Origin of the sequence: Serratia sp. PAMC26656, assembly GCF_016469055.2 — a bacterium.
GTDB classification, from domain to species: Bacteria; Pseudomonadota; Gammaproteobacteria; order Enterobacterales; family Enterobacteriaceae; genus Serratia; species Serratia plymuthica.
The window spans coordinates 2339127-2351970 of sequence record NZ_CP150486.1 but is presented as its reverse complement, the minus strand read 5'-3'; the positions used below and the strand labels follow the sequence as shown (position 1 = coordinate 2351970).

Genomic DNA, 12844 nt, shown 5'->3' with positions numbered 1-12844 from the left:
TTCACATGCGGTTAACAGGGACGCCGTCACTCAGGAGCAACGGATTCGGGCTGAAGCCGTTGGCATTCGCCATACTGTGCGCGGTGGCTACGCCGTGGGCGCCGCTTGCGCGCGCCGATGATTTGCCGCCGCCGCCCAGCGCCTTCAGCATGCCGGATACCACCCTGTATCTGGAGCCGGTGGTCAATGGCCGCCAGACCGGCAAAGTGGTGCCGGTGAACTACCGTGGCGGCCACTATTATCTCACGCCGCAGCAATTGATTGACGCCGGCCTGCCGGTGGCGGACAAGCAGGCAAAAGAAATTGCGGTCGACCTGTTGAAGCAGGTGGATGTCACTTACAGCGGCGAAACCCAGCAATTGCTGATCAACATCCCCAACGACTGGCTACCCAAACAAAAATTCAACGCGCAGAATCCGCTGGATCGCCTGCCGGCGCAAAGCAGCCTCGGCCTGCTGTTCAATTACGATGTTTACGCCAGCCAAAGCAACGCCAACGGCCAGCCGGGCTACCTTTCCGCCTGGAGCGAACAGCGGCTGTTTGACGGTTTTGGCGTGGTGGCGAACACCGGCATTTTCCGTGGCAGCTTTAACCGCTCCAGCAGCGATAGCCAGGAGAGCCGGTATATTCGTTACGACAGCCAGTGGCGTTACACGGATGATGAACGTCTGCTCAGCTATACCGCCGGCGATCTCACCACCGGCTCACTGCCCTGGAGCAGTGCCGTACGTATTGGCGGCATCCAACTGGCGCGTAATTTTACCGCCCGCCCAGACCTGATCACCTATCCGCTGCCGCAGTTTTCCGGCCAGGCGGCGGTGCCCAGCAGCGTCGATCTGTATATCAACAGCTATAAAAACAGCACCACCAGCGTCAATCCAGGCCCCTTCACCCTGGATACGGTGCCCTACATCAACGGCGCGGGCGAGGCCAGGGTGGTCACCACCGACGCGCTGGGCCGCCAGGTCAGCACCCTGGTGCCTTTTTATGTCGCCAGCAACCTGTTGCAAGCCGGCATGAGCGATTTCAGCGTTTCCGCCGGCGCCCTGCGCCGAAATTATGGCCTGAATTCAGCCGATTACGGCCAATGGGTCACCAGCGGCAGCGGACGTTACGGCGTCACGGACTGGTTGACGATGGAAGGCCGCGCCGAAGCGGCGGCGGAACTGGCGGTGGGCGGTGCAGGTGCCGATATCAAACTCGGCCAGTGGGGCGTGTTCAACGCGTCGTACAGCTACAGCCAGGCCGGCGACAACGCGTTTAACGATTATCAATCTTCGCGACAGATAAACTATTACGATCCGCTGACCGGCCAACCATTGCCGCAGCCCGATCCGCAAGCGGTCTACCAATACACCAGCAACCGGGGCGATCAAAGCAGCTTCGGCTACACCTACAGCAACCGGTATTTCAGCCTCAACGCCCAGCGCATCCTGCGCAGTGCCGGCTTTGGCGATGTTTCGGTTTATAAGAGCGACTACCGCCTAAGCCGCCGTACCGATCAACTCACCGGCAGCCTCGGCCTTGGCCGCGCCGGCAGCATTGGCGCCGGCTATTTCGACGTGCGTGACGCTATCGGCACGCGCACCCGACTGGTCAACGTCTCCTACAGCCTGTCGTTATGGCGCAACATGAGCCTGTATGCCTCGGTCAACCGGGAGATCGGCAGCAGCGGTTACAGTACCCAACTACAGCTCTCCATTCCCTTCGACAGTTGGGGCACTGCCAGCGTCAGCGCTTCCCGCGACAACAATAACCGCTGGAGCGAACGCGTCAGCTACAGCCGCGCCGCGCCGACCGACGGTGGCCTGGGCTGGAACCTGGCCTACGCGGATGGACAAAACAGCAGCAGCTACCGTCAGGCCGACATGACCTGGCGCACCCGTGTACTCGAGGCCCGCGCCGGAATGTACGGCAACAGCGACGACAATACCCGCTGGGGAGAAGTGAGCGGCTCGCTGGTCATGATGAAAGGCGATCTGTACGCCACCAACACCATTAACGACGCCTTCGCGCTGGTCTCAACCCAAGGCTACCCGGACATTCCGGTGCGCTATGAAAATCAGTTGATCGGCGTGACCAACGCCAAAGGCTACCTTCTGGTGCCGACTGTGACCTCGTATTACCACGCCAAATTCCAGATCGACCCGCTCAACCTCCCTGCGGACGTTGCCATTCCTACCGTCGAAAAAACCGTGGCGATCCGCGATCACAGCGGTTTCCTGGTCGATTTTCCGGTTCAGCCGATCTCCGCCGCCGACGTCAAACTGGTCGATGCGCAAGGCAAACCGCTGGCCAACGGCAGCGAGGTTGCGGTGACCGGCAGCAGTCAACGCAGCTATGTCGGTTGGGACGGCATGGCCTATCTGGATCCGGTGCAGCAGCACAACCGGTTGAGCGTTATTCCCGCAGACGGTAGCGCACCTTGTCAGGCGCAGTTCAGCCTGACAAAAACGCAGGGCATCCAGAGCATCGGGCCGATCGTTTGCCAGTAACCCATTTATGGAGAAAGATATGATTCGGGGATTCAAAGCGATATTACTGACGCTGATGCTACTGGCAAGTCAGCGGGCGTTGGCTGACTGCACCACCACCAATGGCAGCGTGACGCTGCCGGGCGGCAGCTCTTTCAGCGTCTACAACGGCCCGACCAGCGCCCAGGGTACCGCCGGACTGAACTGCACCGGCCTCGGCCTGTCGCTGCTGACGCAAAATACCGTGACGGTGAAAATCACCTCGACCACCCACAACATGGCGATAGCCAACACCGACGGTTCCGGCGATCAAATTCCGTACCTGATTTACCCCGATTCGAATTACCAATACGCGTTCAGCGTCGGGCAAACTATCGACTACAGCTCTTTGAACCTGCTGTCGCTGATTCTGATTTCCTCCAACGTCAACTTCCCGATGTATATCAAGACCACCGCCGGGGCGAACGTACGGTCCGGCACCTATACCGATACCGTCAACCTGACCTGGAACTACCATATCTGCGGTCTGGGCGTGCTCGGTCTGTGCATCTGGTGGGACGGCGTCAACAAAACCAGTACCGTCACCGTTACCGCCGTGATCACCAAAGACTGCCTGCTTGGCACCGCGCAAAACGTCAACTTTGGCAGCATGGCGCTGGTGGGCCAGTTTAATCCGGTGAACCAGAGCATCACCCTCACCTGCACCAAAACCGAGGGTTACAACACCTATTTCACCAACGGCAATAACCCGGTCACCGGTTGGCGGCAGATGAAAAGCGGCACCAGCAATTTTATGCAATATCAAATTTACCTGCCCAACACCACCACCGTCTGGGACAGCACCAATAAGCAAAGCGGCGCCGGCACTGGGCTGGCGCAAAGCATTCCCTATCTGGCGGTCATTAACGCTGCGCAAACCGAAAGGCCGGTCGGCGCCTATCAGGACAATCTCAGCTTTGTCGTGGAATATTAGCCTCATGCGCTAGTCGTTTGCGGCGATTGTTGCCAGTTTGTATTTTTTATGTGGCATTTTTTGTTCATTTGGCTATGCTCATAGAGGTGACCTCAACTGGTCATACCTCATACCAGAAAATCGAGCAAGGAGTTCCAATGGGCAAAACCGTGGTAAAAATAGGCAGTTTTGAGGTTGATGATGCGCATTTGTCCTCCTCGTCCGAGCAGGCCAGCACGCTGACCATTCCCTGCAAGTCGGATCCCGACCTGTGCATGCAATTAGACGGTTGGGATGAACACACCAGCATTCCGGCGACGCTGGATGGCAAGCATTCGCTGCTGTTTAAGCAGCATTACGATCGGCAATCCGATGCCTGGGTGATGCGGCTGGCATGAACAACGATGAACTGAAAAACGCGCCGTGTACCACAGGGAACACGGCGCGTTTTTTTATGTGATGGCGATACCGCGACCGGCGAAGAAACGGCCAAAACGGCTCAGCGGCAGCATCACCTGTTGGCGCGTGGCTTGGCTGTCGCCGGAAGGATTGTGAAAGGTCACGTTCTCGGCCTCAACGGCGGTGACCAGCACCAGATGGCCGCCCCGCTGCGGCGGGTGCCGATCGGGCTGGCGAATGCCTGGGTGCACCGAAGCCATAAAATAGCGTCGCTGCGCCAGCAATTGCGGCAACGCTTCCACGTCGAGGCCGACCCGAACCTCGGCGTCCAACGCAAACTGCTCACGCACATAGTCGACAAAGGGCGCGTAGATCAGCCCTTTGATGTGCTCGCCATCACGCACATAGGCACCGTACGGCAGGCTGCGGCGCGCCAGCTCCAACACCGGCGGCGCATCGCCGTCGCGGTGGCTCAGGACCATTTTCAGGCAGGCCATGCCGCAAACGTGATTGGCCCATTCGATATATTCCGCCCGATCGCGCGCCCCGCTGCGTGCCCAGTTGACGTCTTGCGCCAATGTCGCACGCCCGGCAATCAGATCGGCCGCCAGTTCAGGCGTCGCCCATTGGCAAACGTAGGGGACCGCGCTCGTCAAATCAGAAAGTCTCTATCACTTTGAAATTCATCAGCACCAGCGTCATATCCGGCGAAAACAGGTCGTACTCTTCAAAGAAACTCTGCAGCTCTTTACGCCAGTAAGCCAATGAACGATCGCCTTCCCCTTCGGCATAGGCATGCGCTTCATCAACCTGATCGTAGGTTTTCATCTCCACGGTGGTCAGTTCTACCGCACAGATCGGAACATTTTTACCGTCAACCACCACAAACACGTCGCCGGCCAGCGGGATACCTTCCCCGTCAAGATTGGAACAGGTGGCGGTCTTGGTGCCATTGAGGATCAGCTTGACCACATCATCAGCCTGCTGCTCGGTGTTGCCGAACGCCCAACGCTCGGTGTTCTCATATTTCTTCGGAATTGCTTCTGCCATTGCCTTACCTTATTAAATGAATCATTGTGCAGAGAGAATAGTACAACGTATTCCCCGCCGCCTGCACCTGCCGAATTCACCGCACGGCGACGCAAACCCATACCATTCACAGGCTTTTTACGGTAAATCTCTGTGCCTGCGCCGGGACAACAGGCATACTGTGGACGACATCCACACCATGGCTTATGGCCAGGCGGTAAAATGAAAAATGACGACAAAGACCCCGATGACACCTTCAGTGACTTATTAAAAGTCATTGCGCTGGTCGTGATTGCTCTCTTTGTTATCGGCGGCTGGTATTTCAGCTGATCAATAGAACAGGAGATCACCTTGGCAACCAAACGCATGCGCACCAAGCACTGGAAAATGTTTTTGATTTTGTTGTTAATCTGCGTCGCACTGTTGTTATTGCGCTGGGCGGCAATGGTCTTCGGTTAACGCCCACCCGACCGAACGCCGGCGCTATTTTCAGTTACGTCGTTCGCCCGGCGTTTTAGCCACCGGCTCCAGTAGCTCCCGCAGATAGGCTATTCGTGCCTCCCCCTGCGGCAACCACAGACGGCACAACCGATTTTGCACTTCTGCCTGCCGGCTCAGGCGATAGTATTCCGCCAGTTGATCGACCAGTTTCATCACGCACCCTCCAGATATTCGACAAGCTAAGTATTGGGCGAAAAAACCAGAAGAAACACTGATGCCTTATTTTTTATGCTTCCGGTTTTAGCGTTGTGCGACCGGTGCAGTGGCGAACCCCGGGCCCAACTGCTACATTGACCAAAAATCACCCAGCCGAGGTAAACGATGATGTTCTCGGAGCAGGAGATAAAACCCGTGTGGGATGAGGTCGCCCGTTTGATCGGTGACAGCGTGATGCAACTGCGCCATCGCGGCGAGGTGTTATCGGTAGAAACGCTGGCGAAGCACCTGGCGCGGCAGTTGGCTGAAAGCAACGATATCGAACGCCGGATCCTGATCGGTGCGGCAATCAACATGCTGAAAGATGGAAAGTGAATCGCCAACCGGAATGGTTGGCGATTCGGCAGAAGCCCGAGGTATGCAAGCCCGGCCTTCTGAGCGTTACTATGTCAGGCTGCCCCGATGAAATTAATAGGAATTATCGCGTTTTTGCCAAAAATCCCTATTTTTGTTGCTCTGGTCTATCAGCAGCAAAATAAAAAACCGAGGAATGCCCCCGGTTTTCCATCATAAATTTTGGGCTCAGATTAACCAACCCAGCAATAACGTTGCGCCAATAACCGTCGAAGCACCGCCAATACGCGTGGCAATTTGCGCGAACGGCATCAGCCCCATACGGTTGGACGCAGAGAGGATCGCCACGTCACCGGTACCGCCCAACCCGCTGTGGCAGCAGGTGACGATCGCCGCTTCAATCGGGTACATTTTCAGGTAAGGCGCAATCAGGAAGCTCACCACGCCCATCGACAACACCACCGAACCGCAGACCACCACATAGCCCACCGAAAACACCGCCACCACACTTTCCAGCGGGACATACAGCATGCCCAGGCCAATCATCAGCGGCCACACCAGCGCGGTAGAAACGAACTTATAAAAACTGTGCGCGCCGGTTTCCATCGAGACCGGGATCACCCGGCAATATTTGCACAGGACGGCAAACAGAATCATCAGCACCGGGCCGGGAATGTGCACAATGTGTTCAAACAGACCGCCGACGATAAAGAAGGCACAGATCACCAGCAGCCCGCCGCCCATCAGTTGGAAATCGACATTGCCGTTGGTTTCCTTGATGGCGAACACCGCGTTTTCCTGCGCCGAGCGGATCAGCATGCCGTCCCCGCTCAGCGTTTTGCGCTGCAGGCCGATACGCGCCAGAACCCCAGCCGCGACGATAGCGAAGATGTTCCCCAGCACCGCCGCCGGCGCCAATTGCGCCACGTAAACGTCCGGCGTCGATCCCAAAATGGCGGAATACGCCAGCGACAGCGGCAAAATACCTTCACCTATGCCGCCACCGATGATTGGCACGATGATAAAGAAGAAGGTGTGATAGAAGGTAAAGCCAAACAGCTTGCCCACCAGCAACCCGGTGGCCACCGCCGTTACCGTCCCGACCACCAAAGGCACGAACATGCGGATCATGCCCTGGATCAGGATCACCCGGTTCATGCCGAGTATGCTGCCTACCACCAAACTGGCGATAACGAAGTACAGCAGGTTGGCTTCTTTCATCAGCAGATGGACGGTACCCATCACGTTAGGCTGGAAGACGTTAAAGTAAACCAGAACCGAAGGCACCATCAGGCACAAAATGGCCGGGCCGCCGATATCGCGCAACACGGGAATACTTTTGCCTAAATGCGCCAGTGCAAAACCCAGCGTCATAATCACCGCCAGGCCGCCGATCATATTTTTCGGCAAGAAGTTGGCGTAGGCCGACACGGTAACAATTGCGCAAATAGTGATAAACAACGCGACCGGAACCGCGCCGATATCCATTTGTCGAATTTGATTAATTAACCCTGATGAATCAGGTAGTGGCATATTTTTTTCACAGGTAACGTCTGCATTTATCTGTTTCATTATTCACCCTGCTGACAAGTGTTCGGTGCGGAACGGTTCGCCTAACCACAAGCGAAGATCGTTATTAAACAAAAACAAATGTTTACCATAAATTTTATTGCGTATTTTCGTTTTTTAATAATGGAAAAAACAGTGGACAGCTCAGACAATATGATAAAAAATAAAAATACAAAACTAAATTGCGTCGTGTTAATTCAATATTGTGAGCCCCAGTCAATGTTGGTTTTAATTAATTATCGTCAGCGTTTTGTAATTAAATTAATCAGGTTAAAATTCACTGCTATGCTATAGATGGAAGTAAAAATCCGTGCGTTTATTAATGAGAACCGGAGCAGTAATTAGCTGAATCCGGTCAGCTGTACCCGAGCCTCTTCTCTGCACGCGGCACCGTGCAGGAGTGAGGCACATAATATATGCCCTATGGCTTTCATTTTTGCCAACGACTCCACGGCTTGAAAGGCTACGGGCATAGAACCGATAAGGAAGTAGATATGTCTTCAATCGCTGTTACCCCACAAACACTGGCCCGCTACGGTATCCATCAGGCTACCGAGATCGTCTATAACCCAAGTTACGAACAACTGTTTACCGAGGAAACCCGCGCCGACCTGCCGGCGCTGGAACGCGGTACGCTGACCCAGTTGGGCGCGGTCAACGTCGATACCGGCGAATTCACCGGCCGTTCCCCGAAAGACAAATACATCGTTCGTGACGACACCACTCGCGATACCGTCTGGTGGTCCGATAACGGCACCGGCAAAAACGACAACCAACCGCTGTCGCCGGAAGTCTGGCAGCACCTGAAAACCCTGGTGGGCAATCAGCTCTCCGGCAAACGCCTGTTTGTGGTGGATGCGTTCTGCGGAGCCAATGCCGATACCCGCCTGAAGGTGCGCTTCATTACCGAAGTGGCCTGGCAGGCGCACTTCGTCAAGAACATGTTTATCCGCCCGAGCGACGCCGAACTGGTCGGTTTCGAACCGGACTTCGTGGTGATGAACGGCGCCAAATGCACCAACCCGGACTGGCAACAGCAGGGGCTGCATTCCGAGAACTTCGTCGCCTTCAACCTGACCGAGCGTATCCAACTGATCGGCGGCACCTGGTACGGCGGCGAAATGAAAAAGGGTCTGTTCTCCATCATGAACTACCTGCTGCCGCTGCAGGGCATCGCCTCCATGCACTGCTCGGCCAACGTCGGCGAACAAGGCGACGTGGCGATATTCTTTGGCCTGTCCGGCACCGGCAAAACCACCCTCTCCACCGATCCCAAGCGCCAGTTGATCGGTGACGACGAACACGGCTGGGATGACGACGGCGTGTTCAACTTTGAAGGCGGCTGTTATGCGAAGACCATCAAGCTCTCGCAGCAGGCAGAGCCGGAAATTTATCAGGCCATTCGTCGCGATGCGCTGCTGGAAAACGTGCAGGTTCTGGCAGACGGCAGCATTGACTTCGATGACGCCGGCAAGACCGAAAATACCCGCGTGTCCTACCCGATCGACCACATCGAAAACATCGTCAAGCCGGTGTCCAAGGCCGGCCACGCCAAGAAGATCATCTTCCTGACGGCGGATGCTTTCGGGGTGTTGCCGCCGGTTTCGCGCCTGACGCCGGAACAAACCCAGTATCACTTCCTGTCCGGTTTTACCGCCAAGCTGGCCGGTACCGAACGTGGCATCACCGCGCCAACCCCCACCTTCTCCGCCTGTTTCGGCGCCGCGTTCCTGACGCTGCACCCGACGCAGTACGCCGAAGTGCTGGTGAAACGCATGGAAGCGGCCGGTGCCCAGGCCTATCTGGTGAATACCGGCTGGAACGGCAGCGGCAAACGCATCTCCATCAAGGACACCCGCGGCATTATCGACGCGATCCTGAACGGTGAGATTGAGCACGCCGAGACCTTCACCCTGCCGATTTTCGGCCTGGCGGTCCCGACGGCGCTGCCGGGCGTCGATCCTTCGATCCTCGACCCGCGCAAAACCTACGCCGATGAATCGCTGTGGCAGGAAAAAGCACAGGATTTGGCACAGCGCTTTATCGATAACTTCGCTAAATACACTGTGACTCCGGCAGGCGAAAAGCTGGTGAACGCCGGGCCGAAACTGTAAACACTCCCTGTTTTATCCGGGCGCCTGAAGGCGCCCTTTTTATTTCCATGATTCCTCCTGAATGGGTGAAACCACGGGGTGTTGGATAATGCCCAATCCCGCGCCGATGACCGGCAGATAATAGACTGCGCTCATCTCGCTCCTCCTTACCGGGCCGACTCAAGCGGCACAAACGTCTCGGCAAAAATGTCGGGCCGGTAGCCTGCAGCTGCAAAAAGATGCTGACGGGACTCGTCGATCGCCGCACGGAGCCGCTCGCTGTCCACCCCCAGTACCTTGCCGGCGCGCTTGACCACGCGTCCGCCAATCATGACCGTATCGATATTGCTGCGTTCGGTCGCGTGCACCACGGTACCGAATGCGTTGCCTGACGGGTAAAGGTTTATGTCCTCGGTACGTATAAGGATCAGGTCGGCCTGTTTTCCTGGTGCCAGGCTGCCGATTTTGTCCTGCAATCCTGCACAGGCAGCGCCGTCTGCAGTGGCGGCTTTGAGCAGGTTCTGGGCCTGCAGGGTCACCGGATGATGTTCTGATCCGCAACACTGCCGCTGGTGCATGCCCTTGACGCGCTGAAGATAAAATGCCACCCGCATCTCCATAAACATGTCGCCGCTGTAGGACGTTTCGTTATCCACGCTCAACCCCGGGCTGATACCGTGACGCAGGGCTGACTGCATAGCGAACATCCCATCCTCGATGCCGTAGTGCGCATCTGAGCGCGGACACACGTTAACTCGCACGCCCGCCTCACGCAGAATTTGCCATCCGGCATCCGGCAGTGCGGTGCAGTGGTTAAAGATATTATCAGAGCCCAGCAGTCCTTTCCGGTGTAGCCCTTCCAGCTCTGCCGCCATTTCTCCCCCGAAAAACTCGGTGATAATCGGCAGGCCAAGTCGCCGGGCTTCAGCCCACAGTTCAGGCTCCAGCTGTGCCATCACGGCCAGCGAGATCAGGTTGTTGTCTCCTTTTTTGAAATACTTTTCCTGCAGGCGCGCCAGATTGCCGGGCCAGTGCGCCTTGTCCCATTCTCCGGACACGGGTGCGCCGGAGGCATGTACGGACCGGATACCGGCGTCAATAAGCGCCTCGACGGCTGCATCGGAGTGTGCGCCGGTGCGACTGTTGTGCGAATTATCAATCACGGTGGTGATGCCGGCATCGATGCAGCCCAGAGCAGTAAGCAAGTTGCCGATATACATGTCAGCCGGGCGATAGTATTTGGCAAAAGAGTAGTGCGTAGCGTTGCAGTAGTCTTCAAGCGTTGCGGCATTCGGATTAAGCCGGCGCAATTGCCCCTCCCATGAGTGACGATGCGTATCGACCATGCCGGGTATGGCAATCATGCCGGACGCGTCGATAACAACGGCGTCGCTGGCCTCAATGTGTTCATTTATGGCCGTGATAGTGCTGCCTTCGATAAGGATATCGCCGCTGATCAAATTGCCAATATCACCGTCCATGCTGAGAACAGTGGCTCCCCGGATAAGCGTCCGGGGGGCCGGCGAGTCAGGGGTCTGTACGATATTCCGGGTATAATCAGTCATCTTCGGTTCACCTTTCTTGAATGTTGTGAAGCAAAGGTACGGAAAGTGATACTTCCAAAAAAGATGGCTAAACTGTTTTCATTATTCAGTAATTACGAACAATAATGTGCCCCCCGCTTGCTTTCGTTGCGGCTTAAGGAAAAAAAATATGGACCGTATCCAGGCAATGCAGATTTTCGTCCGAGTGGCAGAGGCAGGGAGCTTTATTCTCGCGGCGGAAACGCTTTCTTTACCGGCCTCAACGGTGAGCAGCACGATTAAAAATCTTGAAAAATATCTGCAGGTGCGGCTGCTGAACAGAACAACGCGGCGGGTCAGTCTGACGACCGAGGGCGCACAGTATCTGGCGCAGTGTCGGGAAATACTCGAGCTGATTGAGCATACCGAGTCCAGCCTGACTGATTCCGTAAAACGGCCGCAGGGACGTTTGCGGGTTGATATGCCTGGAGGCATTGCACATTTTGTCGTCATGCCAAACCTGAAAGACTTTTACAGACGGTACCCGGATATCTACCTGATGATAGGCGTCAACGATCGGCAGGTCGATCTCGTTCAGGAGGGCGTAGATTGCGTCATTCGGACAGGAGTGCTCAATGACTCAACGCTCGTTGCTCGCCCACTCGGGCGGTTTCGCTGGGTGACGTGTGCTTCCCCGGCCTATCTCAGCGAGAACGGTATTCCACAGACCCCAGAAGATTTGTCTCACCACCGGGCCATCCATTATTTTTCAGGACACACCAGGCGAGCGGGTGAAATGTGCTTCCTCAGCGGCGCTGAAAAAATATCGGTACCGGTCAGCGGCATTGCAGCCGTCAATGAGACGGGACTCTACATAAAAATGTGTCTTGAAGGATTCGGGCTGGCACAACTTGCTGAGAGAGTGGTATCCGAGCATCTGCAGGAAGGCCGGTTGATCGAAGTTATGGCGGACTGTCAACCCGCATCCGTGCCGGTGACCTTACTCTATCCGCATCAACGTTTTCTCTCGCCAGCCGTGCAGGCATTTGCTGACTGGATAACCGGATTATTAAAGGTTGATCGGTCAACGCGAGTGGACCGATGACATTTATCGATTCTGTGAAGCCATGGCATCCCCTACTAACCCCGGCAGCACCAGCGTCAATGCCGCCGTAATGCGAGTGTCGATGTCGCTGCCCGGCGGCAACAGTCCAAGCGCCATCTGGCGCAAGGGTTCGGCCATCACCATCGCCAACAGTAAATCGCTGGTCTGCGCACAGTCCAACTCACGCAACCAGCCGTGCCGCTGTTGGCGTTGCAGCCAGTCCGCCACAATGGCCCGACCGCGTTCAATGCCGTTACGCTGATAGGCCGCCAACAGGGCTTCCCGCCCAGGAAACTCGCTCTGCAACAGGCGAAAGACCCCCACCGCCTGCGCGCTCAACACGTGATGCGCAATGGCGCGCAAACCCTGCTCAAGCAGCGGCTGCACCTCTGCCGCCCGCTGCGCATCCTGTTCAAACGCCGGCCGAAAGGCGTCGGTCCAACTGGCTATCGCCTGCATCACCAGCGCATCGCGGTTCTCGGCAAAACGGTACAGGGTTTTCTTGGCCATACCGGCCCGTTTCGCCACCGCATCCACGGTGGTGGCGGCATACCCCTGCGTCAGCAACAGCGCCAGAGTGGCCTCAACCGCCACCGCGCGCAGCTCCGCCTCCGGGGCCGAAGGCCTTCCGCGCGAGCGCGGTGCGGCATCCTTTTCATTTGCCATGATAGTTCCTCGAAATCGTTGAC

Annotated in this window: 13 protein-coding genes; 7 read left to right on the top strand and 6 right to left on the bottom strand. The window is 56.5% G+C overall.

From position 1 onward, the window contains the following. Positions 1 to 5 precede the first annotated feature (5 nt). The 3 genes from JEM67_RS12105 to JEM67_RS12095 all read left to right on the top strand — a co-directional run bounded on the left by JEM67_RS12105 (position 6) and on the right by JEM67_RS12095 (position 3824). Positions 6 to 2495, top strand: coding sequence for a fimbria/pilus outer membrane usher protein (locus JEM67_RS12105; protein ID WP_199639027.1), 2490 nt, complete (start codon positions 6 to 8; stop codon positions 2493 to 2495). A gap of 19 nt (positions 2496 to 2514) precedes the next feature. Further along, a complete protein-coding gene (locus JEM67_RS12100) occupies positions 2515 to 3447 on the top strand; it encodes a Csu type fimbrial protein (RefSeq protein WP_199639025.1) in 933 nt (310 codons plus the stop codon). 137 nt (positions 3448 to 3584) lie between these two features. Then, entirely contained in the window at positions 3585 to 3824 is a 240-nt protein-coding gene (locus JEM67_RS12095) for a YebV family protein (protein ID WP_004943489.1), read from the top strand. 54 nt (positions 3825 to 3878) lie between these two features. On the opposite strand, the gene JEM67_RS12090 is transcribed toward JEM67_RS12095, so the two are convergent. Beyond that, positions 3879 to 4481 (bottom strand): C39 family peptidase, encoded by a 603-nt coding sequence (locus tag JEM67_RS12090; protein WP_199639023.1) that lies wholly within the window; start codon positions 4479 to 4481, stop codon positions 3879 to 3881. 1 nt (position 4482) lies between these two features. Beyond that, on the bottom strand, positions 4483 to 4875 hold the full coding sequence (locus JEM67_RS12085; protein WP_013812597.1) for an ASCH domain-containing protein: 393 nt from the start codon (positions 4873 to 4875) through the stop codon (positions 4483 to 4485). Positions 4876 to 5205: 330 nt separating this feature from the next. Here JEM67_RS12085 and yniD point away from each other — a divergent pair, with 330 nt between their 5' ends. Beyond that, a complete protein-coding gene (gene yniD, locus JEM67_RS12080; protein WP_020438901.1) occupies positions 5206 to 5313 on the top strand; it encodes a small membrane protein YniD in 108 nt (35 codons plus the stop codon). Between the two features lie 30 nt (positions 5314 to 5343). Here yniD and JEM67_RS12075 read toward each other — a convergent pair whose 3' ends face one another. Continuing rightward, positions 5344 to 5508: a hypothetical protein gene (locus JEM67_RS12075; protein WP_199639021.1), complete on the bottom strand. Its 165-nt coding sequence runs from the start codon at positions 5506 to 5508 to the stop codon at positions 5344 to 5346. A 168-nt stretch (positions 5509 to 5676) separates the two neighbouring features. Here JEM67_RS12075 and JEM67_RS12070 point away from each other — a divergent pair, with 168 nt between their 5' ends. Continuing rightward, a complete protein-coding gene (locus tag JEM67_RS12070) occupies positions 5677 to 5886 on the top strand; it encodes a hypothetical protein (protein WP_004943477.1) in 210 nt (69 codons plus the stop codon). Between the two features lie 207 nt (positions 5887 to 6093). Here the strand turns inward: JEM67_RS12070 and JEM67_RS12065 are convergent, their stop codons facing one another. Further along, positions 6094 to 7437, bottom strand: coding sequence for a 2-hydroxycarboxylate transporter family protein (locus JEM67_RS12065; protein ID WP_199639019.1), 1344 nt, complete (start codon positions 7435 to 7437; stop codon positions 6094 to 6096). Positions 7438 to 7928: 491 nt separating this feature from the next. Between JEM67_RS12065 and pckA the strand changes: the two genes are divergently transcribed. Beyond that, positions 7929 to 9548: a phosphoenolpyruvate carboxykinase (ATP) gene (gene pckA / locus JEM67_RS12060; protein WP_041416061.1), complete on the top strand. Its 1620-nt coding sequence runs from the start codon at positions 7929 to 7931 to the stop codon at positions 9546 to 9548. A 146-nt stretch (positions 9549 to 9694) separates the two neighbouring features. On the opposite strand, the gene JEM67_RS12055 is transcribed toward pckA, so the two are convergent. Further along, a complete protein-coding gene (locus JEM67_RS12055; RefSeq protein WP_199639017.1) occupies positions 9695 to 11092 on the bottom strand; it encodes an amidohydrolase family protein in 1398 nt (465 codons plus the stop codon). A gap of 148 nt (positions 11093 to 11240) precedes the next feature. On the opposite strand from JEM67_RS12055, the gene JEM67_RS12050 reads away from it, so the two are divergent. Further along, complete coding sequence (locus JEM67_RS12050) at positions 11241 to 12155, top strand: LysR family transcriptional regulator (protein WP_013812592.1); 915 nt, start codon at positions 11241 to 11243, stop codon at positions 12153 to 12155. 3 nt (positions 12156 to 12158) lie between these two features. On the opposite strand, the gene JEM67_RS12045 is transcribed toward JEM67_RS12050, so the two are convergent. After that, positions 12159 to 12821, bottom strand: coding sequence for a TetR/AcrR family transcriptional regulator (locus JEM67_RS12045; RefSeq protein ID WP_199639015.1), 663 nt, complete (start codon positions 12819 to 12821; stop codon positions 12159 to 12161). Positions 12822 to 12844 lie beyond the last annotated feature (23 nt).

Bases quoted from the DNA above. Each gene is read 5' to 3' on its own strand.
- JEM67_RS12105 (WP_199639027.1), top strand. From the start codon at position 6: ATGCGGTTAACAGGGACGCCGTCACTCAGGAGCAACGGATTCGGGCTG.
- JEM67_RS12100 (WP_199639025.1), top strand. From the start codon at position 2,515: ATGATTCGGGGATTCAAAGCGATATTACTGACGCTGATGCTACTGGCA.
- JEM67_RS12095 (WP_004943489.1), top strand. From the start codon at position 3,585: ATGGGCAAAACCGTGGTAAAAATAGGCAGTTTTGAGGTTGATGATGCG.
- JEM67_RS12085 (WP_013812597.1), bottom strand. From the start codon at position 4,875: ATGGCAGAAGCAATTCCGAAGAAATATGAGAACACCGAGCGTTGGGCG.
- JEM67_RS12075 (WP_199639021.1), bottom strand. From the start codon at position 5,508: ATGAAACTGGTCGATCAACTGGCGGAATACTATCGCCTGAGCCGGCAG.
- JEM67_RS12070 (WP_004943477.1), top strand. From the start codon at position 5,677: ATGATGTTCTCGGAGCAGGAGATAAAACCCGTGTGGGATGAGGTCGCC.
- JEM67_RS12065 (WP_199639019.1), bottom strand. From the start codon at position 7,437: ATGAAACAGATAAATGCAGACGTTACCTGTGAAAAAAATATGCCACTA.
- pckA (WP_041416061.1), top strand. From the start codon at position 7,929: ATGTCTTCAATCGCTGTTACCCCACAAACACTGGCCCGCTACGGTATC.
- JEM67_RS12055 (WP_199639017.1), bottom strand. From the start codon at position 11,092: ATGACTGATTATACCCGGAATATCGTACAGACCCCTGACTCGCCGGCC.
- JEM67_RS12050 (WP_013812592.1), top strand. From the start codon at position 11,241: ATGGACCGTATCCAGGCAATGCAGATTTTCGTCCGAGTGGCAGAGGCA.
- JEM67_RS12045 (WP_199639015.1), bottom strand. From the start codon at position 12,821: ATGGCAAATGAAAAGGATGCCGCACCGCGCTCGCGCGGAAGGCCTTCG.